Source organism: Nonomuraea sp. NPDC051941, from assembly GCF_044593615.1.
Window position 1 is genome coordinate 198,505 of record NZ_JBIUCF010000010.1, and the last position, 26,783, is coordinate 225,287.

A 26,783-nucleotide genomic window follows, 5' to 3' on the forward strand; every position below is an offset into this window, starting at 1 on the left:
CCGAGCAGCAGTTGAACGACGATTACGGTCATGACAACCCCAGCCGATACATCCACCGGGCTCCCCACCCGCATCGCCGCCGCACAGCCGGGTCCGAACCGTGACGATCCCTCCGGCTCAAAGGACTGAGCCGCGTTGACCAGTAGACGATCAGCAGGCCGAAGCGTGCTCGCCGAGCCGGGTGCCCGGCCGGGGCTCACTCTCGCCGCGGTGGCCGTCGTGCAGTTCATGGTGTCGCTGGATCTGTCGGTCGTGAACGTCGGGCTTCCGCAGATCGCCGCCGGACTAGGATTCAGCGCGGTGGGCCTGACCTGGGTGATCCACGCCTATGCGCTCACCTTCGGCGGGCTGCTCCTGCTGGGCGGCAAGGCCGCCGACCGCTACGGCCGCAAGCCGGTCCTGCTGCTCGGGCTCGCCCTGTTCGGCCTGGCCTCGCTCGCCGGCGGCTTCGCCCAGGAACCCGGTCAGCTGGTCGCCGCCCGGGCCGCGCAGGGCATCGGGGCCGCCGCCCTGGCTCCGGCCGCGCTGGCGCTGCTGACCACGACGTTCCCCGCGGGCAAGGAACGCGTGCGCGCCTTCGGGATCTGGAGCGCGACGAACGCCGCCGGGGGTGCGCTCGGCGTCCTGATGGGCGGCCTGCTGACCGAGTATGCCGGCTGGCGCTGGGTGATGTTCGTGAGCGTGCCCATGGCCGCCTGCGCGCTGGCGCTGACCTGGCGGGCCGTGGCCGCGGGGCCGCCTGCGGTGCGCGCCGCCCGTCCGGATGTGCTCGGCGCGGTCCTGGCCACGGCGGGCATGATGCTGCTGGTGTTCGGCATCGTCCGCACCGACCGGTACGCGTGGAGTTCGCCGGTCACCGTGGCGACGTTGGCGGTCGCCGCCGTGCTGCTGGCCGCGTTCATCCTCGTCGAGCGGACCACGGCCCGCGAACCGCTGATCCGGCTCGGCCTGTTCGCCAACCGTTCGGTCGTCGGCGCGAACGCCTACAACCTCCTGGTCGGGGCGGCCATGGCCGCGGCCTTCTACTTCGCGTCCCTGTACCTGCAACGCGTGCTCGGGACGGGGCCGGCCCTGACCGGGGTCGAGTTCCTGCCGTTCGCGCTCGGCGTGGTCGCCGGATCCGTACTGGCCGTCAAACTCGGCTACCGGCTCGCGCCACGTACCCTTCTGGTCATCGGCGGGCTGCTGACGGCGGCCGGGTTCGCCTGGTTCGGCCTGATCAGCCCGGACGGCGCCTTCGTCACCGACGTCCTGGGGCCCTCGATCGTCGCCAGTGTCGGCTTCGGGCTCTGCCTCGGACCGGTCGTCTCCACCGCGACCGTCGGCGTCGCGGCCCACGAGAGCGGCACCGCATCCGGCCTGCTCAACAGCTCACGCCAGATCGGCGCCTCACTCGGGCTGGCCGCCCTCGGCACCGTCGCGCACAACCGCACCGGCCGGGCCGTCACGCCCGAGACCCTCAACGACGGTTACGCGCTCGGCCTGAGCCTCGGCGCCGTCCTCCTGCTCGGCGCCGTCCTCATCGCCCTCACGGTCCTGCGCCCGACCAGCCCGCCCAAACGGGCCGAGCAGGCCGATGACCGCGTTCCGCTCTCCGCCCGGGATTGACCGGCGATCCACCCACCGCAGAAAAGGGGCGTCTCGGCATGTCTGTGAACCCGATCGATCTCTTCGCGTCCTCCGTTCACCTGCGCCAAGACGGCAAGATCCACGCCGGGAAGGCGACCATGGACGCCGACCAGGACGGCTGGCAGCTGACGGCCTTCCACGCCAAGACCGGCGCCGACGTCCACGCCGACCACTGGGAGGTCCATCCCGAGGCCGAGGAGGTCGTGTCGTGCCTCGTCGGGAAGATCCGCCTCTACCTGCGGCCGGAGCGGCCGGGCCAGCAGGAGGAAGAGATCAGGCTGACAGCCGGGACCGCCGCCATCGTCCCGCGCGGCCGATGGCACCGCATCGAGCTGGACATCCCCAGCAACATCATGGCCGTCACCCTGCCGCGGGGCAGCCGGCTGGAGAAGCGCACCCAAGCCTAGGCCAGGTCGGGGTGGCGAAGTCACCGGAGGTGGCGTCGGTGAAGGCGCTGTCCGCTGGCTCGGGCGCTGTGCTTCAGGTCTTGCAAGGCGAGGACCTTCGTCGGGCTCATCCAGCCCTGCGAGGGTTTGTGAAGCGCCCAGCCGTCCCCGAGGGTGACCGCGGCGTGCTGCGCGGCTCCATCGGCACCCCGCCAGACCAGGACAGTGCCCGGCTCGTCGTCATGCCCTCCCTTCGCGGTGTGCTCCGCGAGCCAGTCCTCGAACGGCTCGCGGAGCATCCACCTCTCCTCCGCGCCCTCGGCGCCGCAGGCCGCCATCACCGTGCCGAAGCAGTTCGGGCCGCTCCGGGCGGGGAAGGTTCCGGCGAGGTGCCGCGCTCCGGGCAGCGCGCAGGCGATGGCGTCCCACGTGGCGGGGGCGACGTCGCCTTGCCGGCTGGGGCGGCGCCCCTTCTCGACGTACGCGACGACCGTCTCGACCTCACGCCCGGCGATCGAGCCGGGCCAGCGGTGCGGCGCGGGCTGGCTGCGCCTGACCGAGGCCGGCAGCCGGCGCGCGCCGGCCTCGGTCAGCCACACGAGCGCCGACGAACCCAGGCCGTAGAGGTAGAAGGTGTCCCTGACCTCGGGCGTGAGCCGGTCCCGGTCATCCTCGAGATCGAGGGAGCCGGCGAGATCGGACGGGATGACGAAGGGCTGCACCGGCGGCGCGAACCACCCGAGCCACCGCTGGAGCAGGTCGTCCGGCACCTCGATCCCCAGTACGAGCATGACGCCACCCTAGAACGGTCACGTGCTCATCACCGCCGCCCGCCGAACTCCCAGTCGTGCACCTCGATGTCGGCATAGCGGTCCTGGGTCAGGACGGCGCGGGCCACGTCCGGGTCCGGCGCCCGGACCAGCAGCGCCGTACCCAGCCAGGTGGCGCCGTCGTCGGATAGCAGCGGCCCGTACGCGATCAGCTCGTCCCGGCCGGCCGGCGGGACGAGGTCGGCCGCCTGTCCGAAACCGAGGCCCAGCACCAGATACCGGTTGCCGCCCTCCTTGCCGCCGGGGAAATCCCACATGGTGCGGCCCAGCACGTTGCGCCATCGCCGCAACATCACATCCCGGTACACACCGGCCTGGTAGTTGGGCTCATCGAACACGAACGCCCGCGCGGTGGCCGGATCCGGCAGGTCAACGATGTGCACGCTGCCGGTGGCCCGCTCGCTGCCGCGGCCGAAGGTCGGGCCACGGGCGATCATCTCCGCCGCGTACCGGTCCATGTAGGACCAATGCTCTTCCACCAGCTCGACGCGCAGCGCCGCGGTGTCGGACCGGTCACGGTGATAACAGAAGAATTCCATGCCGAGAGTACCTACCACGGACCGCGCCGGTGGCTCCATTCCGGCAGGCGCGGCTACCGAGTTCGGGCGCCGGCATCTCGTTGACGGCGACCCGCCGCTACTGCCGCTCGCACCGGTCAGCGTTGTTCACCCTGGTGGAGTCGGACGACGTCCCGGTGACGGCGGCGCCTTTACTGGCCGGGCTGCAGCGCCTCACGCGCTGTGACCTGGCGCCGCAGTTCTTCGACCCGCTCGACCAGTTCCCGCGCCGCCTGCAGGAGCTCCTCCTCACCGCCACGGTCCCAGTCGTCCATCTCGCGCTCCGTCTCGCGCAGTTCTTCGAGATGGAGCTCCTCCAGCACCGCCAGCAGGGAGTCGCCCCGCCGCTTCACCTTGTCGCGGCGGGTGGTCTTCTCCCACAGCCTGAAGACCGTCGGCCGGCCTGCGGCGAGCTCGGACAGCCGGTAGCAGAGCACCTCCTTGTTCTCCCAGGATGGGCTTTTCGTGCCGAGCGTGTAGGCGAGGGGCAGGAGGTCGGGGTCGAGGGCGAGGAGCTTTCGCTCCACCCCGTCGGACGGATCCGCGGCGGCCACCGGGCCGCCCCGGGCCAGTGGCACGGCCAGCCGCCACGGCTGATCGGTGCACACGACCAAGAGGCCGGGACGCCACAGGTCGGCCTCGGCGAGCACGACGAACTCCAACGGCAGGTCGACCCCGTAGCACTCGCGCATGACCTCCGGCACGGACAGGCCGTGCTCGTACAGCGCGTGCGCCAGACGAGCCATCGAGGAGTAGTCCTCGCGGGACGCCTGCGCCCGCAGTTGCCGGAGCGCGGACTCCTCCACTTACTTTCCTCCTTGCTTTCGCGTTCGCTTTTGCCTCTTTCGGCAGGAGGTGCATGTTCAGGACCCGACGAACCATAGACGGTTTTGCGGCCCAATTCGGCCTTGTCATTGTCTTCGGGGCCATGTGCTTGACTGAGCCGATGAAGAAGATCATCTGCATCGTGGCCAGGGCGGCGCTGGTCGGTCTTGGGGTGGGTCTCGTCGCGTCCGCCGTCTTCATCGGCGCGTTCGTGGGCGACGAGGACAACCCTGGAAACCCCGCCCTCACCTTGAGCATGCTGGTCTCCTTCCCGCTGGGCGCCGGCCTGTCCTGGCTGACCCGGCTGCCGCTCTGGTGGCTCGTGGCGATGGCCGGCCCGATTGCCGCTGTGGCCTTGTGCGTGGTGCTGGTGCCCGTGGCTCCGTTCTTCGGTCTCGGCGAGCTCGGGCAGATCGCCGCGATCCTCACACTCAGTGGCACCCTTGGCTACGGCGCGGTGGCCTTGGTGGGCAGCACGATGGCCCGCTGAACCCTCCATTCACCGATACGACGGGGGCGCGGGCCGGTTCCCGGTCTCGCCGGGGCCGACGTGGCCGGGGACCCCTGTGGGTGAGGAGGCGTAGGTGGCGACGGCCGTCCGGCGTCACCTCTCCCCCGTGGGGCCCACTCCGGTGAGGGCGAGGTCGAGGAGCCGGTGGGCCTGGGCCGCGCCGTCGGGTTCGTGTTCGACGGCCAGGCAGATGGCGTTGACGAGGGTGAGCAGCTCGACGATGGCCACGTCGGCCCGTACGGCGTTCGCGCGGCGGGCGCGGGTCAGCAGGTCATCGCCGGCGCTCACGATCATCGTGTGGCAGGTGGCGCCCAGGGCGGGGTCTCCGTCGTGGGCGCCCCGCATCAGCGAGGCCGCCAGGCCGCGGTTGGAGACGACGTGCGTGGCGACGGCGCCCAGCCAGGTCACCAGCGCGTGCCCCGCGTCCGGGTCGCCGGCCAGGTCGGCCGCGGTGGCGCACAGGGCCTCGACCTTGTCCCGGAAGACGGCCTCCAGCAACTGCTGCCGGGCCGGGAAGTGCCGGTGCAGCGTGGCCGAGCCGACGCCGGCGCGCCGGGCGATCTCCTCCAGAGACGCCTCGGCTCCCTGCTCGGCGATGGCCTCGGCGGCCGCGGCCAGGATGCGGTCGTAGTTGCGGCGCGCGTCCGCGCGCATCGGCCGCGTGGGCGACGTCGTACGGCTGTCGTGCGGCATGTGGTCTCCAGCGGGCTTGCAAAAACGGGGTGGCCCTCCATATCGTACTCACCCAGAACCGGAGGGCCACCCCGGTTATCTGGATGGCCCCTGACCTCTGGAGACAGCATCGTGAAGACCATCGTCGTGATGGGGGCGACCGGCCTGCAGGGCCGCGCCGTGACGGCCCGGCTGCTCGCCGACGGCTGGCGCGTACGAGCGGTGACGCGCGACCCGGACGCCGCCGGTGCCCGGGCGCTGGCGAAGGCGGGCGCCCGGCTCGTACGCGCCGAGATGGACGACCCCGCCTCCCTCACCGCCGCGGCCGAGGGCGCCTACGGTCTGTTCAGCGTGCAGCCCACAGTCGGCTCCCCCGGCACCCCGGCCGGCTTCACCGCCGATCACGAGGTCACCTGGGGCTGCAACGTCGCCGACGCCGCCCACGCCGCCGGCGTCCGCCACCTGGTCTACGCCTCCGTCGCCGGCGCGGGCCGCCACAACACCGAGAAGCTGCCGAAGAACGTGGTGAGCAAGTGGCGGATCGAACAGCACATCACCCGGCTGGGCCTGCCCGCGACCTTCCTGCGTCCGGTCTCGTTCATGGAGAACTACACCGGCGCCTACCACCTGCACGACGGCGCCGTGACCACCGCGTTCGACCCGGCCGTACCGCAGCAGATCATGGCCGTCGACGACGTCGGCGCCTTCGCGGCCCTGGCCTTCGCCCGGCCGGAGGAGTGGATCGGCCGCGCGGTGGACCTGGCCGGGGACGAGCTGACCCCGCTGGAGATCGCCGCGGCCATGTCCGAGGCCGTCGGCCGGCCGCTGCCCTACGTACAGATCCCGATCGAGGTGATCGCGCGGGCCGGCGAGGAGTTCGCCTTCGCCTACACCTGGCTCAACGAACGCGGCTGGCGCGCCGACGTCTCCTTCGCCCGCGCGCTGCACCCGGGGCTGATGGATCTGCGCACCTGGCTGGCCCGCACCGGCGCGGCCGCGATCGACGGCTTCCTGACCGCCCAGAGCGCCCGATGACCGCACCCGAACTCGGACAGGTCGGCATCTGGGCAGGCGAACTGGACCGCCACCCGGCCCCCGTCCTGCGCGAAGCTGCCGCGGCCGTCGAGGACCTCGGATACCCGGCGCTGTGGTTCCCCGAGACGGCCGGCCGCGAGGCCATGGCGCAGGCGGCCCTGCTGCTGTCGCTCACCCGGCGGACCGTCGTCGCCACCGGCGCCGCCGGCATCTACGCCCGCGACGCCGTCACCACCGCGGCCGCGCAGCGCACCCTCGCCGAGGCGTTCCCCGGGCGGTTCCTGCTCGGCCTCGGCATCGGCCACCCCGCCTTGGTCACCGATGTGCGCGGCCATCGCTTCGGCCCGCCGGTCGCGACCATGCGCGCCTACCTGGACGCGATGGACGCCGCTCCGTTCGGCCCGCCGGTCCCGGCGGGGCCCCGGGTCCTGGCCGCGCTGGGACCGAAGATGCTCAAGCTCGCCGCCGAACGAGCCGCGGGCGCCCACCCGCTGGGCATGCCGGTCGCGCACACCCGCCACGCCCGCGGCCTGCTCGGGCCGCGGGCGCTGCTCGCGGTCACCCAGCTCGCCGTCCTCGACCCGTCTCGGCCCCGCGCGGCCGAGCTGGCCCGCGCCTATGCGGCCGCCGCCCTGCCCAACCGGCTCACGCCGCTGCGCGATCTGGGCTTCGACGACCCCGAGTCGCTGGACGAACGGCTGGTCGACGCGCTGGTGGCGACCGGCGGCCCCGAGGACGTCGCCCGCCGCGTCGGCGAGCACCTCGAGGCCGGCGCGGATCACGTCAGCCTGCACGTGCTCACGGCCACACCGGACCGGCCGCCACTGCGTCAATGGGAAGATCTCGCCGCGCTGCTGCTGTGAACGGGGTCCCGGCACCGGAGCGGTCGGCGCTGTCCCCTTATGGATGCGGCGAAAGGAGGTGCCGGGCGGATCAGCGGTGGGCGCGCAGCGCGGCCAGCACCCATGCGAAGGCCGGTACCGCCGGTGGGGACGGTTTCTGGCCCTTGAGGATGCTCAGGAGGTGCCAGTACCGCTCCACTCGGGGCTCGGCGACCATGTCCAGCCACATGATCAGAGCGGCGGTCTCCTCGGCGGGAAGGTCGTCGGGGATGATCCGCTTCAGGATCGGTCGCGCCCCGGCCGATTCCGGCGCGATGCCGCGCGACAGGGCGGCGCCCGCATGCTCCAGGACCAAGGGCCGGAGGTTGAGGCCGTACTCCAGGCGGTTGTCGTCCTCGCCGCTGAGAACCATCCCTCGGACCGTCTGCCGGAAGCCGTCGTCGCCCACCAGTTCGGCCAGTTCCACCCACGCGTTGATCTGTTCGGAGGTGGGGTCCTCGGGCAGGTCCGGCGGCAGGTCGCGCATCCAGCCCGCGACCAGCGCGGCATCCTCGTCGACGACGCCGGCGAACGCGCGGTCGACGAAATCGTCGATGATCTGCTGACGTTCCCGTGCCGACAGTCGGGCCAGTGCGTTGATCAAAGCGATCTCCTCGGTTGAGCTGTCACGGTTGGCGAGCACGCGCAGGACGGACCGGCGTATCTTCAGGGTGCGGATCTCGGCGTCGAGCGCTTTGACGTGCAGGTCCGCCACGTCGCTCAGCGTGGCCCGCTGCTCCAGCACCTGCTGGACGGCGTCAAGACCGAGCCCGAGATCGCGAAGCGTCCGGACCAGGTCCAGCCGCGCGACCGCCTCCGCGTCATAGAGCCGGTAGCCGCCCCCCGACCTCTGGACCGGGGGGACGACACCGCAATCGGACCAGAAGCGGATCGTGCGCGCCCGCAGCCCCGTACGCCGGGGCCAGCTGCCCGATCGTGTAAAGACCCGTCGCGTCGTTCATGACTCGAATCTGCACCTTCCACCCGGTGGAACCTCAAGCGATTTGTCGGAGATTCTCGCCGTGGAGCAGTCGTTGAAGGGGCGCAGACCAAGAACGACATCCGCTGTCATCGGGTACTAACCCCGACCCACGGCAGCGTCAATCGCGATCGGCGGCGAGCGCGGGGGCCGTCCGGTTGGCCGCGTGTGCGGTCAGGGCGCCGAGTGCGCACAGGAGCGCGAGCCCGAACAACACGTACCGCGCCGAGTCGAGCATCGACGCGCCGCCCAGGTTGACCAGGACGCCCGCCACCGCCGTGCCGAACGCGATCGACAGACTCGTCACCGTGGCGATCCCCGCGGCCGCCCGCCTGCCCTCCTCCGGATCCCGCGTACTGGACATCGCGGCCACCGACAGGTGCGGATAGGCCAGCCCGATGCCCGCCCCGGCCACGAACAGCACCGGCACCCACACCGCCACCAGCCACAGCGGCGTCTCCTCACGCTGCAACAACCCCTGGACGAGCAGGCCCGCGGCCAGCAGCACCGGGCCGAGCACGCGCAGCCGGCGCACCGCGCGCCCGCCCGTCACCGACGCGCTGCCGATCTGGGCGAGCGACCAGCCCAACGAGATGGCCGCGGCGAAGAACCCCGCCACCAGCGGCGCCAGCCCGGCCAGCCGCTGACCGAACAGCGGCAGGAACGACTCGGCCGCGACCCCGCAGGCCAGCAGCCCCAGCGTCAGATAGACCCACTTCAACGACGAACCGCTCCGGTACGTCGCCTGCGGGAAGACCCGCAGCTCACTGCCCCGCTCATGGATGACGAACCCGGCCATCAGCAGCGCCGCCGCCCCGATGCCGGCCGCCTTCGCCAGCGTGCCCGCCAGCACCCCCGCCACGCTCACGGCCCCGGCGGCCGCCATGACCAGCAGCAGGGACACGACGGGGACCGGCGGGCGCAGGCCCCGGTCATGTCCGCGTCCCGGCAGCACGCGGGGCACGAGCGCGCCGCACACCGCCGAGACCGCCGCCATCACCGCGAACGCCAGCCGCCACGAGCCCAGCTGGGCGAACAGGCCCCCGAGCGCCGGACCGGCGAAGTTGCCGACACCGTACATCGCCGACATCAGCGCGGTGCCGCGCGTCCAGAGCCGGGGCGGCAGCGCCGACCGGATGACGGCGAACCCCAGCCCCGACAGCAGCCCCGCCCCGAACCCCTGGACGCCGCGCGAGGCCAGCAGCACCGCCATCGCCGGGCTCAGCGCGCAGGCCAGCGAACCCGCCGTGAAGACGGCGAAGCCCAGCAGGTACGCGCCGACGTTCCCCCACCGGGACAGGAACCGGCCCGCGAGTATCGTCGCGATCACCATGGCGACGAGGTAGATGGTCATGTTCCAGGCGTAGAAGCCCGCGCCGCCGAGGTCGGCCACCGCGGTCGGCAGCAGGCTCGCCGCGAGGTAGATGTTGATCGCACCGACGAGCACCCCGCCGGCCAGCACGATCATCGGACCCGGCAGCCCTGCCTCGGCGTGGGCTTGCCCGGATATCGGTTCGTAGTCGTCAGCACTCATGGCTTCAAGGCTGTCGTTGAACCGGTCCCGGAGAGTTTGCGCCGCCTGCCGGGTGACGGTGCTGGGCCGGGATGCGGGAGAGCTTCAACCCGCGGTGGAACCCCGGCCCGCGCGGGCCGTCAGCCGAGGGCCTCGAGCAGTTCGCGCTCGCGCTGGGCGCTGAGGCCGGCGCGCCGGCCGCGCTCCAGCCCCTGCTCGCGCTCCCAATCCAGCGTGTCGGCCAGCATCTCCGCCCGGGGCCGATGGCGCAGCCCCGCGGCATGCGCCGCGGCCCCGGTCCGGGACGCGAACCCTTCCCAGCCCGGCTCGACCAGCCACATCGGCAGCGACTCGGGCCCCATCCACTCGGCCACGCCGTTGGCCAGCAGCCATGCCGACTCGGCGGTGACCACCGGGCCGGTGTGCCCGCCGGCGGCACGGGACAACTCGATCCACTCCCCGAACGGAACGACCGGCCCAACGGCGTCGAAGGTGCCGGCGACGCCCTTCTCGCCGGCGTCCAGCAGCCAGGCTGCCAGGTCCCGTGCGTCGATCGCCTGGGTCGGCAGGTGCGGCGCGTCGGGCACCAGCATCGGCCCCTGCCGGTCGCGGGCGGCACGGGCCGCCCAGTAGCCGGTGCGTCCGCTGTGATCGCCCGGGCCGCCGATGAGGCCGGCGCGGGCGATGAGCAGGCGCTCGCCCACGGCCGCCGTGGACGCCAGCTCGCAGGCGGCCTTCGCCTCGCCGTACAGGTCGCGGTCGACCTCGTCGCGATCGGTCGCGGGGAGCAGTGCCGTGGACTCGTCGGCGTCCGGTGCTGCATGGGAGGCGTAGGCGCTGACGGAGGAGACGTAGGCCCAGTGCCGGGCCCGGTCGCCCAGCGCGTGCAGGGCCTCGCGGACGAAGCCCGGCTGCCATGACACCTCGACGACGGCGTCCCATTCCCGGTCGAGCAGCGGCTCGTACGCCGAATGATCACGCCGGTCGGCGGCCACCAGCCTCGCTCCGTCCGCCACCTGGCCGCTCTCGCCGCGCGCCAGGCATGTCACCTGATGGCCGCGCTCGATCGCCTGCCGCGACAGCTCCCGGCCCAGCCAGGCCGTCCCTCCCAATACCAAGATCTCCATCCCGACACCCAATCACCGCGAACGCCGAGCACCCAGCCGGGTTCACTGACAGCGCACCGGATTCGCCGAGAGCGGAGCGGAGCCTGCCCGGGACGCCGTTCGTCCCGGGCAGGCCCGTTGAGCGTCAGACGCCGAAGGGCGCGGGGTAGACGATGGTGCCGCTGGGCACCGCGATGGTGTCGTCGAAGACGAGGGCCATCATCGCCTCGTCGGGCACTTCGAAGGAGGGGCGGATCCCGTACGCCGAGGCCGGGGTGAAGCCGAAGCGCGGGTAGTACTCGGGGTGGCCGAGCACGAGGACGAGGTTCTCGCCCTGGTCGCGTGCGGCCTGGAGACCGGCGCGGATGGCGGCCGAGCCGGCGCCGGTCTTCTGGTACTCCGGCAGGACCGCGCACGGGCCCAGCGCCAGGGCCGGAGCGGCGTCGACGTGGCAGCGGGTGAGCAGCGCGTACCCGGCCACGGTGCCGTCGGGGGCCTGGGCGACGATGGACAGCTCGGGCGACCAGGCCTCATCGACGCGCAGCGCCTCGATGAGGTCGGCCTCCAGCGGCGTGGGGAAGGCGCCGAGGGCGACCGTGCGGATGGCGGGGATGTCCTGCGGGGTCTCGGCGCGGGTGATCCAGGTGTGCGACATGGTGTTCTCGTCTCTCGTCATGGGAGTGGTCGTGGGGCTGGTGGTGGCGGTACGCAGGACGTAGCCGGTGCAGGCGTAGTCGGCGGCGCAGGCGGGCCGCGAGGCATGCTCGCGCCGCGGCCCGCGCCCGGGTCACGACCGGCGCTGCCGGTCCCGGAAGGCGTAGGTCTCACGCAGCGAGCGGGTGATCGCCTTCTTGCGATCGTCGTGCTGGGCGCGCAGGCGCGCGTCGCTGCGGGAGCTGGCCCAGGCGTTCTCGCGCTGGAGCTTGCGGTAGCTGTCGAGGCGGCGTTCGCTCAGATCACCTGAGGCGATGGCCACCTGGACCGCGCAGCCGGGCTCGGAGTCGTGGTCGCAGTCGCCGAAGCGGCACTGCTCGGCGAGCTCCTCGATGTCGGCGAAGACCTGCTGCAGGCCCTCGTCGGCGTCCAGGAGGCCGACACCCCGCAGACCGGGGGTGTCGATCAGCACGCCGCCGCCGGGAAGCGGGACCAGACTGCGGCGGACCGTGGTGTGGCGGCCCTTGCCGTCTTGCGCGCGTACGTCGCCGGTCTCCAGGACCTCGGTGCCCAGCAGCGCGTTGCCCAGCGTGGACTTGCCTGCTCCGGACGGGCCGAGCAGGACCACGGTGCCGGTGAGCGCCGCGGTGAGCGCGTCCATGCCCTGGCCGGTGGCGGCACTGGTGGCGATGATCTCCACCCCCGGGGCGAGCTCGGTGATGGCGGTCACCGCCTGGCCGGGATCGGCCGACTGGTCGGCCTTGGTCAGGACGATCACGGGCTGGGCGCCGCTCTCCCACGCCAGCGCCAGCAGCCGCTCGATCCGGCTCGGATTCAGCGGGCCGCCGAGCGAGACGGCCACGACCGCCGTGTCGACGTTGGCGGCCAGGGCCTGGCCGTAGGAGGTACGCGACGCCGACGACCGGACGATGACACCGCGCCGCGGCAGCAGCGCGACCAGTTCGGGCGTGGGGCCGGGCCGCAGCGCCGCCCAGTCGCCCGTGCACGGGGACTCGACCGGATCCGCCACCGCCGGGAGCGAAAGGCGGGCCCGGAGCGGGCCGGTTTCGGTGATGACGTCGCAGGCGCCGCGATCGACGCCGACCACGCGGGCGGGAATGAGCCTCGCGGAGCGGTAGGAGGCGAAGGACTGTTCGAGCCCTGCGTCCCAACCGTACGCGGACAGGCCATCGTCAAAGGAATGCTCGAATGACAACGGAATGGAACCCTTTGCAAAAAAGGGGCCTTGGCGGATGGGACATGCCGCATCCGTGCCAGGGAAGGCGCCTCGAAAGGTCAGCCAAGGCCCGGGGACGTGAGGATGGACCGAGTGCCGCAGATGGCAGCCATCACCACGACGGTCATTTAACCTCACCTCCCTCGAAGAGTTCCTGTTGTCACGAACGTGTCTTGCGTTGGACAAGGTAGCAGCATGAGCGGCCCCCCGCAAAGATCAGGGGGTGGCGAGGTTGATGGTGGCGGGGATGCCCTGGCGGGTCATCTTGGCGTACGGGCACAGCGCGGTGGCCTGGGCGAGCAGCGGGGTGACCCGGTCGGGGTCGGCTCCGGGCCAGTTCACGACGAGGTCGGCGCTCAGCCGGTAGCCGCCGTCGGCCGGGTCGCGGCCGAAGGCCACGCTCGCCTCCACGGTGATCGACGCGGGGTCGAGGAGGTGCCGGCGGGCCAGCAGGCTGAGGGCGCCGTGGAAGCAGGCGGCGTATCCGGCGGCGAAGAGCTGCTCGGGGTTCGGGCCGGGGTTGTCGCCGCCGAGCTCCTCGGGCATCCGCAACTGCAGGTCGAGGGTGCCGTCGGCGGAGCGGGCCCGGCCGGTGGCCCGGCCGTGGGCGGAGCTGCCGCCGCTGACGGCGACACGCGTGACATAGAGGGGTTTGAACGTGGAGCCGCTGTAGTCGTGCTCCGTGGACAGCATCGGTTCGTTCACCGGTCCGCCTTTCAGCGGCGCACGAGGCGCCTGGGGTGAGGGCATGCTGGTCATGGGCGGTGCCAGCGCTGCAACTTGTCGGGGTTCAGGACGATCCATACCGCGGTGATCTCGGTTTCGGCGACGCTCACGCCGACCACCGCCACTGCCCGGCCCGCCTGGCGCAGCACCAGGCCCGTCCGGCCGTTCACGGACTCGACGGCCACTTCGGTGCCGGGCCGGCCGGCCAGCAAGGACGTGACGAACCGGGCGACCGCGTCCGCGCCGTAGGTGGGACGCACGGGGGCGCGCAGTTTGCCGCCACCGTCGCTGACGACGATCGCGTCCGCGGCCAGGACCGCCCGCAGCGCCGCCGTGTCCCCCAGGTCGCAGGCCGCGGCGAAGCGGCGCGCGACCCGGTCGTGCCGGACGAGCATCGCCTGGTCCGGCCTGGCCTGCTGGTGTGCCGGGCGCATGGCGGGCCGGGGGCGGGGTGCCGGGGCGGCGGGGGACGGCGCTCCGGGCGTACCCGGTCCGGGCAGGGGGCCGGGGGCGGCGAGCAGTTCCAGGCAGATGCCTCCGGCGACCCGCGTCAGCCAGGCGCGCGGCACCGCGATGCCGGCGCGTTCCTCGTCGTCGAGGGCGTACCAGCGGCGATAGGTCTCCTGGACGATCCGGTCGGCCGTGCTCTCCGAGCCGAACATCCACAAGGCGATCTCGAGCAGGTGCTGCCGCTCGTCGAGCATCTCCGCCAGCGTCCCGGCGCTCACGTCGGTCATGTCCGGCCACCCTCACGGCCAGAAGAGCAGGCCTGTATCCACGCTGTGAAGGTGCCGGCGTGGCCGCCGGGCAACGAGGTCGTCCGCACGATGTCCTCTGTTCTTTCGGAGTCGGCAGTTAAGACAGGACAGCCGCTCAAGTTGTGACACCCCACAGAAGCCGAACGTCTAACCCCCTCGTGAGCGGTCGTAGGCGCCGAGTTTGGCCGGGTTGACGATCCACATGACGTGGTGGATGCCTTCCGGCGAGGCCTCGATGGTGAGCAGGGTGACCTCGGTCCGGGTGCGGGGGACGAGCACACCGGCGCGCCCGTTCACCTCGACCCAGGTCAGTTTGGCGCCCGGCCAGAACCTCGGCGCGTACGCGGCCAGGAACTTCGCCACGCGGCGGCTGCCCAGCAGGGGGAAGCGCGCCGCCCCTCGGATGCCGTTGCCGTCGGAGGAGCTGACGACGTCCTCGGCGAAGAGGTCTTCGAGGGCGGCGATGTTCCCCGTCTGGGCGGCGTCGAGGAAGACCGCCAGGAGGCGCCGATGCTCCGTCTTGTCGATGGGCTCGCGCCGTGCGGCGGTCAGCCGTTTACGGGCGCGGCTCACGAGCTGGCGCGCGTTGACCGTGCTGACCTGCAGGATCTCCGCGATCTGCGGATAGGGGTAGACGAAGGCCTCGCGCAGCACGTACGCGGCCCGCTCGGTGGGGGTGAGCCTCTCGAGCAGCAGCAGGAAGGCGAGTTCGAGCGCTTCACCCCGTTCGGCGCCCAGCGTCGGGTCCATGCTGGTGTCCACCGGTTCGGGGAGCCAGGGCCCGATATAGGCCTCGCGCCGCGAACGGGCGGACTGGGCGACGTTGATGGCCAGGCGGGTGGTGATCAACGCCAGGAAGGCCGGAGGGTTCTCGACGGTCGAGCGGTCGGTGTTCTGCCAGCGCAACCAGACTTCCTGAAGGACGTCCTCGGCTTCCACCGCGCTGCCGAGCATCCGATAGGCGATGCCGAACAGCCGCGGGCGCAACTCGACGAAGGCGGACGCGGCCCGTTCGAGTGCGTTTGCCTGTTTCAGTGATCCCACTTGCATGATTCCCCCACGCCTTCAGCTCTCCACATCGATCCGTCCCCCGGCCGGGCGAGCCCCGTTCAGCCCCGTACGTGGCCGACGGCGTCGAGCACGGCGGCGGCCACGGCGTCAGGCTGGGACGCCGCGATCGCGTGCGAGGCCCCGGCGACCTCGCGGGTGCCCCGCGACCCGGCCCGCTCGGCCATGAAGCGCAACGCCGCGGCCGGGATGTTGAGGTCGCGCTCGCCGTGGACGAACCACGACGGTTTGGTACGCCAGCCCGGCTCGCTCGCCGCCGGCCCGTCGGTGAGCGCCCGTTCGGTCACCGGGCGCTGGGTGGCGGCCATCAGGGCGGCCTCCCCGGCGTCCACGTCGGCGCAGAACTGGTGGTGGAACTTGTCCGCGGCGATGCGGAACTCGTTGCCGCCGGAGGCGACCGGGTAGGCCTCCAGCGCGCCGCCGAGGGTGCTGCCCTCGAACTTGCCCGACAGCAGGAACGCGCTCTCGCCCGGCTCGGGGGCGAACGCGGCCACGTAGACCAGGGCCTGCACGGCCGGGTTGCCGGCCGCCGCCTCCGTGATCACCATGCCGCCGTACGAATGGCCGACCAGGACGATGACAGGCTGCTCGCTCATGAGTGGACCTTCCCTGCGTTCAGTTCGGTGGGCTGGGGTTCCTCGCGGAAGCCGATCTCCCGGTGGGTGCCGTCGCACAACGGCTTGTTGCCGGAATGGCCGCAACGGCACAGCGTCATCCGGTTGCGGGCCTCCAGCGGCCGGCCGTCCGACCGCACGACCGGCACCTTGCCGGTGACCCACAGCGCGCTCGCCAGCCCGTCCTCTTCCTCCAGGACCGAGATCGCCTGCGGCAGGTCCGGCTCGATCGTCTCGCCGCCGCGCTCCAGGGCGTAGCTGTAGGAGCCGGAGGGGCAGTGGTCGATGCGGCCCATGACGGTGGAGCGCACGTCGCTGTCGCCGGTGTCGGCGAGCATCGCGGCGATCGGCCTGGTGCGCCCGATGCAGAAGGCGGCATGGACGCACAGCTCCCCCACCCGCTGGGCCGAGATGCCCACCCCGTCGTGCACGTGCTGCAGCTCCTTGTACGGCCGCATGACCGCGCTCTCCGTGCCGTCGAACCCGATCACGGCGTGGGTCCCGTCGCAGAACGGCTTCGACGACGAGTGACCGCAGCGGCACAGCGCGTAGGTGTCCTCGGTCTCCAGGGGCTCGCCGGTCTTCCAGGTCAGCGCGTCGTTGTTCTCGGCAGAGACGATCTTGCGCTTGCGTCTGAGAGGGACGCCGCCGTACACGACGTACGGGCCGTCGCGCAGCACGACGATCCGCTGCCGGTCGCCGACGCTCCACCGGCGCAGCTCGGGCGGCACGTACTCGAAGGTCGGGCCGGCCGTGGTGCCGTCTTCGTCGGGCATTCCCATCAGGGCTTGGGCCTGGGCCCTGAGCGCGTACATGGTGCCGGTGGCGGCCCCGAGCAGCTTCGGGCTGCCGTTGAAGGCCTGTTCAAGCAGGTGCAGGACCGCACAGTAGGTGTGGTTGAACTCTTCCTGCGCGGTCCTGATCGCGCTGCCCGGCTCGTGGTCGGACAGCCGCGGGTTGTGGCGCATCGGACGTACGCCGGTCGGGTCCACCGAGATCGTCTCGCCGGTGGGCCCGGACTGGGGGGTGTCGCCCCGCTGGTAGCGGCGGCCGAGCTTGAGCTCCTGGAAGCGGTAGTAATGTCCGACTTCTTGGCGTTCGGGGTGGAAGACGTCCTGGTCGCCGTCCCAGACGCCGCCGCGGGCGGTGCCCTCGCCCTGCTCGACGATCTCCTCCAGCGCGGCCAGCGCCGAGGCGAGGTCACCGACCTGGACCAGGTGCCCGGCGGTGTGGCGGAAGTGGTCGGCGCTCACCTGGCGGGCCGGGTCGCCGGTGAAGACCGCCTGTTCGCCGAGCCGTTCGCACAGGTGGCGTAGGCCCTCCTCGATGGCGGCGTAGAACTGGCCGATCGTCTCGTAGGCGTCGGCTTCGGCCGGGGCGCCGGGCGGTGCCGGTTGTTCGATCCGCAGGAACATCTCGAGGGCTTCCGGTCCGAAGGGCACCAGGGACAGCTCCAGCGAGCCGTGGGGCAGGGGGCGGGGGTGCGGCGGCAGCATCCCCGGCGTGTCCAGCCGCGGCCGGCCGCCGACGGCGTTGAGCAGGTTGGCGGCCAGCGCCAGGTGCAGCATCTCCTCGACGAAGACGCTGCCCACGACCTCGACGGCTTCGGGGTTGCGCTCCGGGTCGAGCGAGTACAGCGCGCACAGGTACGGCGGCAGGGTCGCGTGTTCCAGCTCGATCGCCCACTGCAGGTGCTCGCGCAGGCTTTCGAGGGTGTCGATCCGGGTTCGCTGGGGTTCCAGGTGTTTCATCGGTGTCCTGACTCGGTTGCCGGAAGAAGGCGTGTCACGCGACGTGATCGCCGGACCGGGAGCCGTCCTCCAGCGCCTCGACCGCGTCGAGCAGGCCCCGCAGCCCGATCTCCTCGCGCTCGGCGTCCGTCGGGTCGAACAGCCACTCGGTGACCGGCAGCTCGGCGACCTCCTCCGGATGGCTCGACTCGACCAGGGTCACCTCCGTCTCGACCTCGATCTGGAGCTCGTACAGGAAGTCGTCCTCGCCGCTGGGAACGCTCATCTTTCCTCCATGCGTGGCTTGAGTGGATGTCCGGAAGACCGGCTGACCGTGTGGATCAGCCGTACAACGATCTGGCCGGAGGCGAACAGGCGGGTGAAGCGCTCACCCTGGTCAGCCGCCAGCGCGTACGCGGGCTCGGCCCGGTGGCGGCTCGCGATCATCGCGGCGACCTGCTCGGCGCGGCGCGACCAGGACCGCGGCGCCCCGCCGGGCTGGTCGATCTGCTCGACGATCTCGAATCCCGCGCCGGCGAGCAGTTCGAGAAGCTCCCCCTGGGTGGGGAAGTGGTTGCCGTCCGGCACCGGAAGGAGCTGCGGGCCCCGGGCGACGACCACCAGCAGCCCCAGCGAGGCGCCGGGCTTCAGCACCCGGTGGATCTCGCCGAGCACCGCGGCCTTGTCCTGTACGGTGCACAGCACCCCCAGACACCAGGCGGCGTCGGCCGACCCCGTACGGAGCGGAATCCGTCGCCCGTCCCCCGCGACGACCGGCAGCCCGAACAGCCGGGCGGCGGCCCGGCGCGCGGCCGGCATCGGCTCCAGCAGGATCGGCCGGACCCCGAACCGCTCCGCGGCCCAGGCCGCCGGCCCGCCGGCGCCCGCGCCCACGTCCAGCAGCGTGATGCCGGCCGACAGCTCGCACGCCTCGGCCAGCCAGGCCAGGGCCGCCGGACTCGCGCTGCCGCGGCAGGCGGCCGGTATGGCGTGCCGCTCCCCCAGCTGCTCGACGGCGTCGGCGGTCCAGCCGGCGACGTCATCGAACTCGGCGACCATCGCCGATGCGGTCACTGCGTAACTCCTGTCCCGTCGCGGGCGCGTGCGTCGCCCGCCGGCCGTCCGGTCGCCGTCATGGCAGTCGTCGAGGCTCGGGCCGGATGCCGGGCATGACGGCCGGGCCCGTTGGTCGCCGCGTCGCCGCCGCACCTGGAACAACCCCTCTTGCCTGGGCCGCACTACTTGCCGGCGGCGTTCCGGCGGGCCCAGTCGAGGTAGTGGATGGTGCCGAGGATCGCGCCCTCGCCCGGCACCAGCGTCCGCTCGCCCGGCACGCTGCCGTAGTAACGAGCCTGCGGGTCGGCGACCACCGTGCGCGGGTCACCCCAGGCGGCCAGCGCGTCGCGGAAGAACTCGTCCATCCGGACGTCGTCGGGACCGCCCACCTCGACCCGGCCGTTCAGCGGCTGCCCCACCGCGACCCGGCCGACCGCCTGGGCGACCTCCTCACCCGCGATGGGCCGGAACCGCACCGGCGCGATCCGCACCGTGTCGCCGTCCGCGGCCTCCTCCGCGATGGCCCGTACGAACTCGAAGAACTGCGTCGCGTGCACGAGCGAGAACGGGATCCCCGACTTCTCGATCAACCGCTCCTGAGCGATCTTCGCCGCGAAATAGCCGTTCTCCGGCATCCGTTCCGTGCCCACCACCGACAGCGCGACATGATGACCGACCCCGGCCACCGCCTCCGCGGCCAGCAGGTTGCCCGTGGAGGTCTCGAAGAACTCCATCACCGCCGCAGGCTCGAACGACGGCGAGTTCGACACGTCGACCACCACCTGCGCGCCCGCCAGCACCTCCGCCAGCCCCTCACCGGTCAGCGTGTTGACACCGGTGCTCGGCGCCGCCGCCACCGCCTCGTGACCGTGCTCCCCCAGCTTGGCCACCACCTTCGACCCGATCAGGCCCGTCCCGCCGACCACGACGACCTTCATTGGTGCCCCCTATTTCTGCGCCGGGGCACCCACGTGCCGACCGGTCGTCAGCTAAGACAGGGCAGCCTTCGGGCTTGTGACAGCAGCCGTGAAATCTTTTCCTTTTTTCTGGATGAAGACCTCGTCAAGGCCGCCGGTGCTATTCGACGAGTTTTCCGGCGGTTGAGACCTCGCGCATGAGCGCCGCGATCTCGGCGGGAGCGGGCGGGATGGCCTCCCTGGCCACCGATCCGGGACCGGACCACACCAGGTTGACCTGCAGCGCGGGGTCGAGCTCGGGGTGGTCGGAGCGGTTGTGGCAGCCGCGGGTCTCGCGACGTTCGAGGGCGGTCTCGATCGTCGCGCGGGCGGCCAGCGCCGCGGACTTCAGGTCGAAGGCGTGGGCCAGGTCCTGGAAGCCGGCCAGGTCCGGATGCACGCCGACGTCGGCGATGCGCGCCTCCGCCGCGGCCAGTTCGGCCAGGCCCTTGCGCAGGCCGCCCTCGTCGCGCACCACGCCGGCGTGCTCCGTCATGATGTCGCGCAGGGTCCGCTGCAGCGCGCGTACGTTCTCGGGGCCGTCCGCGGCCAGGAGGTCGTCCACCTCGGCCTGTGCCGCGTCGAGTGCCTCGGCCGAGCGGCGCTGGGCGTCGAGGCCCGCGGAGTACTCGGCCGCCGCCTGACCGACGATGCGGCCGAAGACGAGGAGCTCGATGAGCGAGTTGCCGCCCAGGCGGTTGGCGCCGTGCAGGCCGCTGGCCGCCTCCCCGATCGCGTACAGGCCGTCGACCCCGGTGCCGTGGTCCTCGGGCCGCACCCAGACGCCGCCCATCGAGTAGTGCGCGGTCGGCGCGATCTCGATCGGGTCCTTGGTGATGTCGAGCATCTGCAGTTCCAGGAGCGTCTGGTAGACGCGCGGCAACCGCGTCATGATCGTCTTGCGTGGCAGATGCGACACATCCAGCCAGACGCCGCCGTTCGGGGTCCCGCGGCCTTCTTTGATCTCCGTGTACGCGGCCAGGGCGATGCGGTCACGCGTGGACAGCTCCATCCGCTCCGGGTCATACCTGGACATGAACCGCTCGCCGAGCTGGTTGCGCAGGATTCCGCCCTCGCCCCGGGCGGCTTCGGAGACGAGGGTGCCGGCCGCGTTCTCGGGCGCGATGAGACCGGAGGGGTGGAACTGCACCAGCTCGGCGTCGCGGATCCGGCAGCCGGCCAGGACGGCGAGGCGGAAGGAGTCGCCGGTGTTCTCGTCCCTGCGCGAGGAGGTACGCCGCCAGATCCGGGTGTGGCCCCCGGCGGCCAGGATCACCGCGTCGGCATGGATGACGTAACGGCTGCCATCGGTCAGATCGAACCCGTACGCGCCGAAGACCGCGTTGTCGCGGACGAGAATGCGCGTGATGTACACGGTGTCGAGGATGGGGACATCGAGCTGCGCCGCGCGGTTGATCAGGGTGCGCTGGATCTCCAGCCCGGTGTAGTCGCCGGCGTAGGCGGTGCGCCGGTAGGTGTGGGCGCCGAAGAAGCGCTGCGAGATGCGCCCGTCCTGTTCGCGGGCGAACGGCATGCCCCAGCGTTCGAGGTCCTCGATACCCCGCGCCGCCCCCTCGGTGACGATCTGCACCGTCTGCGGATGGGCGAGGAGATAGCTCTCCTTGAGGGTGTCGGCCGCGTGCTGCTGCCAGCTGTCCTCGGGGTCCATCGTGGCCAGCGCCGCGTTGATGCCGCCTGCCGCGAGGGAGGTGTGCGCGTCGGCCTTCGGCCGTTTGCCCACCGCGAGGACGCCGACCCCGCGCTCGGCGAGCTCGATGGCGGCCCGCAGCCCGGCTCCTCCCGTGCCGATGACCAGGACGGAGGTGGCGATCCGGTGCTCTGGTGAGTGCATGGTGCTCCTTTGACAGCGTCTATGGGAAGCCGTTACGGGAGCAAGACCGGGTAGTGCCGCGATTTGTGACAGGAAGAATCTTCCTGGCCTGTACCTGGCCACCGGCCTGTCCCCGCTGTCCGGGGGGTAGCAGTCGAGGAATCGCACTTCCGGCGAGGGGGACGCCGGAGCAGGGGGCGATGGCGGTGGCCGATCTGGAGCAGGCGGCGGCGGTGTTCGCCGGTGTGCGACCACGCCTGTTCGGGATCGCGTACCGGATGCTCGCCAGCGTCACCGAAGCCGAAGACCTCGTCCAGGACGTCTGGCTGCGCTGGCAGGCCTACGACCGCGCCACCGTCGACGACCCCGCCGCGTTCCTGGCCACCACGACCACCCGGCTGGCGATCAACGCCACCCAGTCCGCCCGCGTCCGCCGCGAAACCTACCTCGGCCCCTGGCTGCCCGAGCCCGTCGACACCGCCGCCGACCCCTACCTCGGCGCCGAACGCGCCGAAGCCCTGGAGTTCGCCGTCCTGCTGCTCCTGGAACGGCTCTCTCCCACCGAACGCGGCGCCTACGTGCTGCGAGAGGCGTTCGACTACCCCTACCGGCAGATCGCCGACATCCTCGAGCTCAACGAACCCGCCGTACGCCAGCTCGTCAGCAGAGCCCGCAAACGCGTCCTCATCGCCCGCCGCACCCCCGTCACCCAAGCCGAACAACGCCGCCTCCTCACCGCCTTCGTCGCCGCCGCCCGCTCCGGCGACATGACCGCACTCGAAGAGCTCTTCGCCGCCGACGTGATCGGCTACTCCGACGGCGCCGTACGGGCCTCCCGGCTCTGGAGCGGACTCGGCGTGGCCTGGGCGAGCACGAACAGCCGAGCCTCCGCACCGCTGAAACACGTCATCTCGCCCGGTTGGCGAGGGCCCGGTTGGCGAGGGCCCGGTTGGCGAGGGCTACGTAGGCGTGCGCCACCTTGGCGTCGATCTCAGGGGGCACAGGGACGACGCACTGCCCGGCCGGCACGAGCCCGCGCGCAATGGCCTCCAGGCAGCGGGCCCGGCCGATTCCAGCTGCGGCATCGGCGTCTCCAGAAGCGGTCAGCGCAGGATGGCGTGGATCAGCGAGGCCACGCCGTCGTCGTCGTTGCTGGGCAGCAGGATACGGGCGGCCGCCTTGACCTCGGGGTGCGCGTTGGCGACGGCCGCGGGCAGGCCGGCCTCGCGGAGCATGGGAAGGTCGTTGGGCATGTCCCCGACGGCGGCCGTGGCGGTGAGGGGGATGCGCCGGTGCGCGGCCGCCCAGCGCAGGGCCTCGCCCTTGTTCGCGTGCTCCGGCGAGATCTCCAGGAAGTGCGCGGTCGAGAAGGTGGCCCGCAGCCCGGTGACCGCCTGGCCGGCGAACGCGTCGGCGAGTTGGGGCGCCGACAGCTCGGGGTGGGCCAGGAGCACCTTGACCGCGCGGTTGCCGCCAGTGGCGCGGCCGATCAAGTCGGCCGAGACGGTGTGGGGCCAGCAGTCGGGCACCAGGTCGGCGAAGCCGGGTTGCAGCACCAGCTCGTGCTCGGTGTCGAGGCCCAGGACACCGCCTCGCACCGACCGTTCGGCCCAGACGAAGACCTGCCTGAGCTGGTCGGCGGTGAAGCAGTGGTCGAACAGCACCCGCTCGGTGCGGGTGTCCCAGATCACCGCGCCGTTGCTGCAGGCGAGCAGGCCCCGGAGGCCGGCCTCCAGGGCCCAGTCCAGAGCGTCCCGGGTGGGCCGCCCGGTGGCGACCATGACCTGGAGGCCGGCGGCGCGGGCGTCGGCCAGCGCCTTCCTGGTGTCGTGGCTGAGGCCACCGGCGCTGGTGAGCAGCACCCCGTCCAGATCCGTGCAGACCAGCTGGATCCGCGTCATACGGCGGCGCCCGCGGGGTCGTCGGCGCTGTCGGCGCTCCCGACCGCGAGGCACCGCTGCCCGGCCGCCAGGACGACGACGCCCACGGCCACGCCCAGCACCCCGACGGACGCGGCCCAGGACTCCGTGGCATGCTCCAGGACGAGGCCCGCCGCGGTCGATCCCAGGGCGATCCCCGTCGTCATCAGCGTGACCAGCCAGGCGAAGGCCTCGGTGACCGTACCGGCCGGCGCGAGCTTCCCGACCAGGACGAACGCGGCCGTCAGCACGGGCGCGAGGAAGAGCCCGGTGAGGATCATGAGGCCGGCCATGTACGGCGGGGACGGCACCAGGCACAGCAACGCGTACGCGGCGGCCAGCCCGACCGTCAGCAACAGCGTCCGCCGCGGCGGCGAGGACGACCAGCGCACGGCGCCGTAGCCGAGACCCCCGACCAGGGCGCCGAAGGCGTTCAACGCCAGCAGAGTGGCCGCCCCGCCCGCCACGTAACGGTGCTCGGTGTAGAAGACCACCAGGACGTTGAGGCCGCCGATGGCGGCGCCCACCCCGGTCAGGCTCACCAGCAGCACGGTCAGACCACGGCTGCGCAGCGGCCCGAGCCAGTCGGGCGAGCGGACCGGCGCCTTCCACTCGCGGGCGGGCGACGCGGTGGCGACCACGAACACGCCCAGCAGGCCCAGCAGCGCCCCCACCCACAGGGCGCCCGCCGCGGACCCGGCCGCCACGCAGCCGGCCACGACCAGAGGACCGCCGACGAAGACCAGCTCCTGGGAGGCCGAGTCCATGGCGTAGGCCGACTCCAGCCGGGCGGGCGGAACAAGATCAGGCCACAGCACCCGGAGGCAGGGCTCCAGCGGCGGGGTCGCCGCCCCCGCCAGGAGGGCGCCCGCGACCACGGCCACAGGCTCGGAGGGGGCCATCGCGATCGCGATCAGGCCCGCGCCGGCCGCGACGGCGGCCGGCACCAGGACCCGGACCTGGCCGACCCGATCCACCAGCCGGCCGAGCACCGGGCCGCCGCCGGCGGCGGCGATGGCGAACGCTCCGGCGGCCAGGCCGACGAAGTCGTAGCTCGCGCCCGCCTGCCGCAGGACCAGCGGGATCGCCAGCGCCGCCATCGCGCTGGGCAGCCTCCCGACCAGGGTCCCCAGCAGCAGCCGGGTCACGTACGGGGCCTGGAGCAGGCTGAAATAGCCCATCACTCGCCCCGCAGGTGTAGATGGAGCGCCACCGGTCGGTTCTTGCGCAGTTGCAGCTCGATGTCCGCGATCCCCTCGATGCGGTGGTGCGGCCGGCCCTGGGACAGGACGATCCGCCCGTCGGTGGCCAGCAGGTCCGGCGCGTCCAGCAACTGGACCGCCGTCGGCTGCCCCTGCTCGTCGAAGGTCAGCGAGACCGGCCCGCGGAAGCCGACCCGGACGACCGGCTCCTCGGCGTCAGGGCGGGGCTCCTCCACTGACAGGAAGCGAGTGCGCGAGTCCCACCGGACCCGCGAGCCGGCGGCCTGCCCCCTGTCCCACTCGGATCGGAACCCGGCGGCGAACCGGTGCAGCAGCAGCGCCCGGTCGGCCGCCATCCGGCGCGCGGGCTCGGTGAGCATGTCCTGCTCCAGCCGGATCAGCTTCTCGTAGAGGTGGGCCAGCACCGACGAGGTCTCGCCCTCCTGGTAGACCTCCTTGAGAGCGGTCGCCGGGTCCCACAGCGGCTCGCCGAGCAGCCCGCCGTAGGCGAAGGCCCGGCCGATGCCGATGGCCCCCATCGCGTCGAGGTTGTCGGCGTCGTGCACCGCCGCGGCGATCGCGCACCCGTCGTCGAGCTCCTCCTCGGCGAAGCGGTAGCGGCCTGTCAGCTCGACCGCGCGCAGGATCGGCGGATGCCAGTCCTGCGGCACTCCGCACCCCTCCAGCACGTCCAGCACGGCCGCGCAGGCGTCCTCGGGCCGGATGGGCCGCCGGTTCTGCCGGGCCTCCTCCACCCGGTGGTAGTCATGGACGTACGCCGCCACCTGCGTGATGAACGGGTCGGCGCCCGTCCGGGCCGCGATCTCGCCCGCCAGGGCGGCGACCCGGTCGACGTGGCCGATGTCGTGGGCCGAATCGGCGGTCGCGAAGTCGACGACCACGCGGGCCCGCACCTTCTCGAGAATCGCATTCACCGCTGTCCGTACTCCTCACGCCAGCGCTGCGCCAGCTCCTGCTGCAGCCGCGGGTCGAGGCGGTGCAGCCCCGGCGCCCAGGTCTGCCTGGCCAGCTCACGCGTGCACAAATACAGCTCGGTGTAGACCAGGTCAAGGACCGACCCGAGGATGCTGTGCTCCATGAAGTTCACGGGCTTGCCGTCGTTGAGCAGATAGACGGTGCGGTCGGCCACCCGCAGTTCGAGCACCTCGTCGACCTCGGCCGACGTCGACGCCGCGCGGCGCAGGCCCTTGACGTCGAACTCGACCTGCTTGGAGCTCCCGCTGGCCAGCACGACGCCGTCGCGCAGGTGCGGCACGTCGGCCGTGGTGAGGGCGCGGTGGCCGGAGACACCGATGATCACCTCGGCCCAGGAGAGCAGGTCCTGGCGCGGGCCCACGCGGAATCCGTGCACCAGGGCGGCGGACATCCGGATGTCGTCGGGATCGTAGACGGCGACCTGGACTCCGGTGCGCCGCAGGTGCTCGGCCAGGGCCGTTCCTATCCCGCCGTAGCCGAGCACGAGGACGCGGCGTTCGCTGAGGAGCCGGTAGAAGCGCAGCCGCAGGAGGCGTTCGACGCTGTAGGCCACGGACCGCCCGACCTGGACGTCCTCAAGGGCCTTCAGCGGGCTGTCGGCGATGGTGAACACCGGCAGGGGAAGCGGCGCGGCGCGCTCGTACTGCCACTGTCCTTGCTTGGTGTCCTCCACGATGCCGCGAAAGCCCGGCACCCCGGCCAGGTCCCGCACCGCCCCGGCGCAGTATCCGCCGACCTCCTGGATCATCACGGGCGGCCCGCCCTGCCGCGCGGCCCGCTGGGCGGCGGCGACCGCCATGGGCCCGACCTCCTCGATCGAGGCCGGCATGCTCACCGGAAGGTCTCCCAGCAGCGACAGCGCCTCCGGCTGGGCGCTGTAGGGCACCGGCACGATCTGGGCGAGCTCGGTGGATCGGCTCAGCGACCGCACGTACGGCACCGCGGTGTCGAGCAGGTGCGCGATCAGGATCGTGCGGGCGGGCGGCATCGGCCAGTCGGCCTGGGCGCTGCGCAGCACGGGCAGGTCGCAGGCACGCGACGCGTGCCCGGCGCGTGAGGGCAGGGGTTGGCGCTCGAGAATCGATGTCATGGGAGGTCCCCCTCGGAGAGAT

General features: G+C 72.2%; 27 protein-coding genes and 2 pseudogenes. 6 read left to right on the forward strand and 23 right to left on the reverse strand.

Features of this window, described 5'->3' with window-relative positions:
* Positions 1-165: 165 nt before the first annotated feature.
* Together ACIHFD_RS19275 and ACIHFD_RS19280 are read left to right on the forward strand one after the other, a co-directional pair.
* The gene (locus ACIHFD_RS19275; protein ID WP_397368075.1) at positions 166-1,608 is read left to right on the forward strand and encodes an MFS transporter; all 1,443 of its coding nucleotides are present in this window, start codon (positions 166-168) and stop codon (positions 1,606-1,608) included.
* Between the two features lie 38 nt (positions 1,609-1,646).
* Positions 1,647-2,036 (forward strand): cupin, encoded by a 390-nt coding sequence (locus ACIHFD_RS19280; protein ID WP_397368076.1) that lies wholly within the window; start codon positions 1,647-1,649, stop codon positions 2,034-2,036.
* A 20-nt stretch (positions 2,037-2,056) separates the two neighbouring features.
* Here the strand turns inward: ACIHFD_RS19280 and ACIHFD_RS19285 are convergent, their stop codons facing one another.
* The 3 genes from ACIHFD_RS19285 to ACIHFD_RS19295 form a co-directional block, all read right to left on the reverse strand.
* Positions 2,057-2,806 (reverse strand): hypothetical protein, encoded by a 750-nt coding sequence (locus ACIHFD_RS19285; protein WP_397368077.1) that lies wholly within the window; start codon positions 2,804-2,806, stop codon positions 2,057-2,059.
* A gap of 29 nt (positions 2,807-2,835) precedes the next feature.
* Positions 2,836-3,384 carry a YciI family protein gene (locus tag ACIHFD_RS19290; protein WP_397368078.1) on the reverse strand — a complete coding sequence of 183 codons (549 nt, stop codon included), beginning with the start codon at positions 3,382-3,384 and terminating at the stop codon, positions 2,836-2,838.
* Between the two features lie 170 nt (positions 3,385-3,554).
* Positions 3,555-4,208 (reverse strand): hypothetical protein, encoded by a 654-nt coding sequence (locus ACIHFD_RS19295; RefSeq protein ID WP_397368079.1) that lies wholly within the window; start codon positions 4,206-4,208, stop codon positions 3,555-3,557.
* A 53-nt stretch (positions 4,209-4,261) separates the two neighbouring features.
* On the opposite strand from ACIHFD_RS19295, the gene ACIHFD_RS19300 reads away from it, so the two are divergent.
* Entirely contained in the window at positions 4,262-4,717 is a 456-nt protein-coding gene (locus ACIHFD_RS19300; RefSeq protein WP_397368080.1) for a hypothetical protein, read from the forward strand.
* A 114-nt stretch (positions 4,718-4,831) separates the two neighbouring features.
* Here the strand turns inward: ACIHFD_RS19300 and ACIHFD_RS19305 are convergent, their stop codons facing one another.
* On the reverse strand, positions 4,832-5,431 hold the full coding sequence (locus tag ACIHFD_RS19305) for a TetR/AcrR family transcriptional regulator (protein ID WP_397368081.1): 600 nt from the start codon (positions 5,429-5,431) through the stop codon (positions 4,832-4,834).
* 111 nt (positions 5,432-5,542) lie between these two features.
* Here ACIHFD_RS19305 and ACIHFD_RS19310 point away from each other — a divergent pair, with 111 nt between their 5' ends.
* Together ACIHFD_RS19310 and ACIHFD_RS19315 are read left to right on the forward strand one after the other, a co-directional pair.
* Positions 5,543-6,445: an NmrA/HSCARG family protein gene (locus ACIHFD_RS19310; RefSeq protein WP_397368082.1), complete on the forward strand. Its 903-nt coding sequence runs from the start codon at positions 5,543-5,545 to the stop codon at positions 6,443-6,445.
* Positions 6,442-7,308 (forward strand): TIGR03620 family F420-dependent LLM class oxidoreductase, encoded by an 867-nt coding sequence (locus ACIHFD_RS19315; protein ID WP_397368083.1) that lies wholly within the window; start codon positions 6,442-6,444, stop codon positions 7,306-7,308. The genes ACIHFD_RS19310 and ACIHFD_RS19315 overlap by 4 nt, the downstream gene beginning before the upstream one ends.
* Before the next feature lie 70 nt (positions 7,309-7,378).
* Here ACIHFD_RS19315 and ACIHFD_RS19320 read toward each other — a convergent pair whose 3' ends face one another.
* The 15 genes and pseudogenes from ACIHFD_RS19320 to ACIHFD_RS19390 all read right to left on the reverse strand — a co-directional run bounded on the left by ACIHFD_RS19320 (position 7,379) and on the right by ACIHFD_RS19390 (position 21,575).
* A complete protein-coding gene (locus ACIHFD_RS19320; protein ID WP_397368084.1) occupies positions 7,379-8,071 on the reverse strand; it encodes a MerR family transcriptional regulator in 693 nt (230 codons plus the stop codon).
* A gap of 48 nt (positions 8,072-8,119) precedes the next feature.
* Positions 8,120-8,233: pseudogene (locus ACIHFD_RS19325) on the reverse strand (MerR family transcriptional regulator); the annotation flags it as partial.
* A gap of 193 nt (positions 8,234-8,426) precedes the next feature.
* Positions 8,427-9,839: an MFS transporter gene (locus tag ACIHFD_RS19330; protein WP_397368085.1), complete on the reverse strand. Its 1,413-nt coding sequence runs from the start codon at positions 9,837-9,839 to the stop codon at positions 8,427-8,429.
* A gap of 119 nt (positions 9,840-9,958) precedes the next feature.
* Positions 9,959-10,945: an NAD-dependent epimerase/dehydratase family protein gene (locus ACIHFD_RS19335; RefSeq protein ID WP_397368086.1), complete on the reverse strand. Its 987-nt coding sequence runs from the start codon at positions 10,943-10,945 to the stop codon at positions 9,959-9,961.
* Positions 10,946-11,069: 124 nt separating this feature from the next.
* The gene (locus ACIHFD_RS19340; RefSeq protein ID WP_397368087.1) at positions 11,070-11,600 is read right to left on the reverse strand and encodes a GNAT family N-acetyltransferase; all 531 of its coding nucleotides are present in this window, start codon (positions 11,598-11,600) and stop codon (positions 11,070-11,072) included.
* A gap of 111 nt (positions 11,601-11,711) precedes the next feature.
* On the reverse strand, positions 11,712-12,794 hold the full coding sequence (rsgA, locus tag ACIHFD_RS19345) for a ribosome small subunit-dependent GTPase A (protein ID WP_397368088.1): 1,083 nt from the start codon (positions 12,792-12,794) through the stop codon (positions 11,712-11,714).
* Positions 12,795-13,031: 237 nt separating this feature from the next.
* The gene (locus ACIHFD_RS19350; protein ID WP_397368089.1) at positions 13,032-13,520 is read right to left on the reverse strand and encodes an Ohr family peroxiredoxin; all 489 of its coding nucleotides are present in this window, start codon (positions 13,518-13,520) and stop codon (positions 13,032-13,034) included.
* 50 nt (positions 13,521-13,570) lie between these two features.
* On the reverse strand, positions 13,571-14,278 hold the full coding sequence (locus ACIHFD_RS19355; RefSeq protein WP_397368090.1) for a hypothetical protein: 708 nt from the start codon (positions 14,276-14,278) through the stop codon (positions 13,571-13,573).
* 168 nt (positions 14,279-14,446) lie between these two features.
* Positions 14,447-15,349: an RNA polymerase sigma-70 factor gene (locus tag ACIHFD_RS19360; RefSeq protein WP_397368091.1), complete on the reverse strand. Its 903-nt coding sequence runs from the start codon at positions 15,347-15,349 to the stop codon at positions 14,447-14,449.
* Between the two features lie 59 nt (positions 15,350-15,408).
* Positions 15,409-15,963: an alpha/beta fold hydrolase gene (locus ACIHFD_RS19365; RefSeq protein WP_397368092.1), complete on the reverse strand. Its 555-nt coding sequence runs from the start codon at positions 15,961-15,963 to the stop codon at positions 15,409-15,411.
* A complete protein-coding gene (locus ACIHFD_RS19370; protein WP_397368093.1) occupies positions 15,960-17,732 on the reverse strand; it encodes a ferritin-like domain-containing protein in 1,773 nt (590 codons plus the stop codon). Before ACIHFD_RS19370 ends, ACIHFD_RS19365 begins: the two co-directional genes overlap by 4 nt.
* Positions 17,733-17,766: 34 nt before the next feature.
* On the reverse strand, positions 17,767-17,997 hold the full coding sequence (locus ACIHFD_RS19375) for a hypothetical protein (RefSeq protein WP_397368094.1): 231 nt from the start codon (positions 17,995-17,997) through the stop codon (positions 17,767-17,769).
* Positions 17,994-18,785, reverse strand: a complete 792-nt coding sequence (locus ACIHFD_RS19380) for a class I SAM-dependent methyltransferase (protein ID WP_397368095.1) — start codon at positions 18,783-18,785, stop codon at positions 17,994-17,996. The genes ACIHFD_RS19375 and ACIHFD_RS19380 overlap by 4 nt, the downstream gene beginning before the upstream one ends.
* A gap of 164 nt (positions 18,786-18,949) precedes the next feature.
* The gene (locus ACIHFD_RS19385) at positions 18,950-19,705 is read right to left on the reverse strand and encodes an SDR family oxidoreductase (RefSeq protein WP_397368096.1); all 756 of its coding nucleotides are present in this window, start codon (positions 19,703-19,705) and stop codon (positions 18,950-18,952) included.
* Positions 19,706-19,844: 139 nt separating this feature from the next.
* Positions 19,845-21,575, reverse strand: coding sequence for an L-aspartate oxidase (locus ACIHFD_RS19390; protein WP_397368097.1), 1,731 nt, complete (start codon positions 21,573-21,575; stop codon positions 19,845-19,847).
* Positions 21,576-21,832: 257 nt separating this feature from the next.
* Here ACIHFD_RS19390 and ACIHFD_RS19395 point away from each other — a divergent pair.
* A pseudogene (locus ACIHFD_RS19395) lies at positions 21,833-22,177 on the forward strand (sigma factor); the annotation flags it as partial.
* A gap of 480 nt (positions 22,178-22,657) precedes the next feature.
* Here the strand turns inward: ACIHFD_RS19395 and ACIHFD_RS19400 are convergent.
* From ACIHFD_RS19400 to ACIHFD_RS19415, 4 genes are read right to left on the reverse strand one after another with little or no spacing between them, the layout of a single operon-like run.
* Complete coding sequence (locus ACIHFD_RS19400; RefSeq protein ID WP_397368098.1) at positions 22,658-23,455, reverse strand: HAD family hydrolase; 798 nt, start codon at positions 23,453-23,455, stop codon at positions 22,658-22,660.
* The gene (locus ACIHFD_RS19405) at positions 23,452-24,654 is read right to left on the reverse strand and encodes an MFS transporter (RefSeq protein WP_397368099.1); all 1,203 of its coding nucleotides are present in this window, start codon (positions 24,652-24,654) and stop codon (positions 23,452-23,454) included. Before ACIHFD_RS19405 ends, ACIHFD_RS19400 begins: the two co-directional genes overlap by 4 nt.
* The gene (locus ACIHFD_RS19410; RefSeq protein ID WP_397368100.1) at positions 24,654-25,610 is read right to left on the reverse strand and encodes an HD domain-containing protein; all 957 of its coding nucleotides are present in this window, start codon (positions 25,608-25,610) and stop codon (positions 24,654-24,656) included. The genes ACIHFD_RS19405 and ACIHFD_RS19410 overlap by 1 nt, the downstream gene beginning before the upstream one ends.
* Entirely contained in the window at positions 25,607-26,761 is a 1,155-nt protein-coding gene (locus ACIHFD_RS19415) for an NAD(P)-dependent oxidoreductase (RefSeq protein WP_350742616.1), read from the reverse strand. Before ACIHFD_RS19415 ends, ACIHFD_RS19410 begins: the two co-directional genes overlap by 4 nt.
* Positions 26,762-26,783 lie beyond the last annotated feature (22 nt).

Bases quoted from the DNA above. Each gene is read 5' to 3' on its own strand.
- ACIHFD_RS19375 (WP_397368094.1), bottom strand. From the start codon at position 17,997: ATGAGCGTTCCCAGCGGCGAGGACGACTTCCTGTACGAGCTCCAGATC.
- ACIHFD_RS19370 (WP_397368093.1), bottom strand. From the start codon at position 17,732: ATGAAACACCTGGAACCCCAGCGAACCCGGATCGACACCCTCGAAAGC.
- ACIHFD_RS19405 (WP_397368099.1), bottom strand. From the start codon at position 24,654: ATGGGCTATTTCAGCCTGCTCCAGGCCCCGTACGTGACCCGGCTGCTG.
- ACIHFD_RS19290 (WP_397368078.1), bottom strand. From the start codon at position 3,384: ATGGAATTCTTCTGTTATCACCGTGACCGGTCCGACACCGCGGCGCTG.
- ACIHFD_RS19360 (WP_397368091.1), bottom strand. From the start codon at position 15,349: ATGCAAGTGGGATCACTGAAACAGGCAAACGCACTCGAACGGGCCGCG.
- ACIHFD_RS19400 (WP_397368098.1), bottom strand. From the start codon at position 23,455: ATGACGCGGATCCAGCTGGTCTGCACGGATCTGGACGGGGTGCTGCTC.
- ACIHFD_RS19280 (WP_397368076.1), top strand. From the start codon at position 1,647: ATGTCTGTGAACCCGATCGATCTCTTCGCGTCCTCCGTTCACCTGCGC.
- ACIHFD_RS19340 (WP_397368087.1), bottom strand. From the start codon at position 11,600: ATGACGAGAGACGAGAACACCATGTCGCACACCTGGATCACCCGCGCC.
- ACIHFD_RS19330 (WP_397368085.1), bottom strand. From the start codon at position 9,839: ATGAGTGCTGACGACTACGAACCGATATCCGGGCAAGCCCACGCCGAG.
- ACIHFD_RS19365 (WP_397368092.1), bottom strand. From the start codon at position 15,963: ATGAGCGAGCAGCCTGTCATCGTCCTGGTCGGCCATTCGTACGGCGGC.
- ACIHFD_RS19390 (WP_397368097.1), bottom strand. From the start codon at position 21,575: ATGCACTCACCAGAGCACCGGATCGCCACCTCCGTCCTGGTCATCGGC.
- ACIHFD_RS19315 (WP_397368083.1), top strand. From the start codon at position 6,442: ATGACCGCACCCGAACTCGGACAGGTCGGCATCTGGGCAGGCGAACTG.
- ACIHFD_RS19285 (WP_397368077.1), bottom strand. From the start codon at position 2,806: ATGCTCGTACTGGGGATCGAGGTGCCGGACGACCTGCTCCAGCGGTGG.
- ACIHFD_RS19335 (WP_397368086.1), bottom strand. From the start codon at position 10,945: ATGGAGATCTTGGTATTGGGAGGGACGGCCTGGCTGGGCCGGGAGCTG.
- ACIHFD_RS19385 (WP_397368096.1), bottom strand. From the start codon at position 19,705: ATGAAGGTCGTCGTGGTCGGCGGGACGGGCCTGATCGGGTCGAAGGTG.
- ACIHFD_RS19305 (WP_397368081.1), bottom strand. From the start codon at position 5,431: ATGCCGCACGACAGCCGTACGACGTCGCCCACGCGGCCGATGCGCGCG.
- ACIHFD_RS19355 (WP_397368090.1), bottom strand. From the start codon at position 14,278: ATGACCGACGTGAGCGCCGGGACGCTGGCGGAGATGCTCGACGAGCGG.
- ACIHFD_RS19300 (WP_397368080.1), top strand. From the start codon at position 4,262: ATGTTCAGGACCCGACGAACCATAGACGGTTTTGCGGCCCAATTCGGC.
- ACIHFD_RS19415 (WP_350742616.1), bottom strand. From the start codon at position 26,761: ATGACATCGATTCTCGAGCGCCAACCCCTGCCCTCACGCGCCGGGCAC.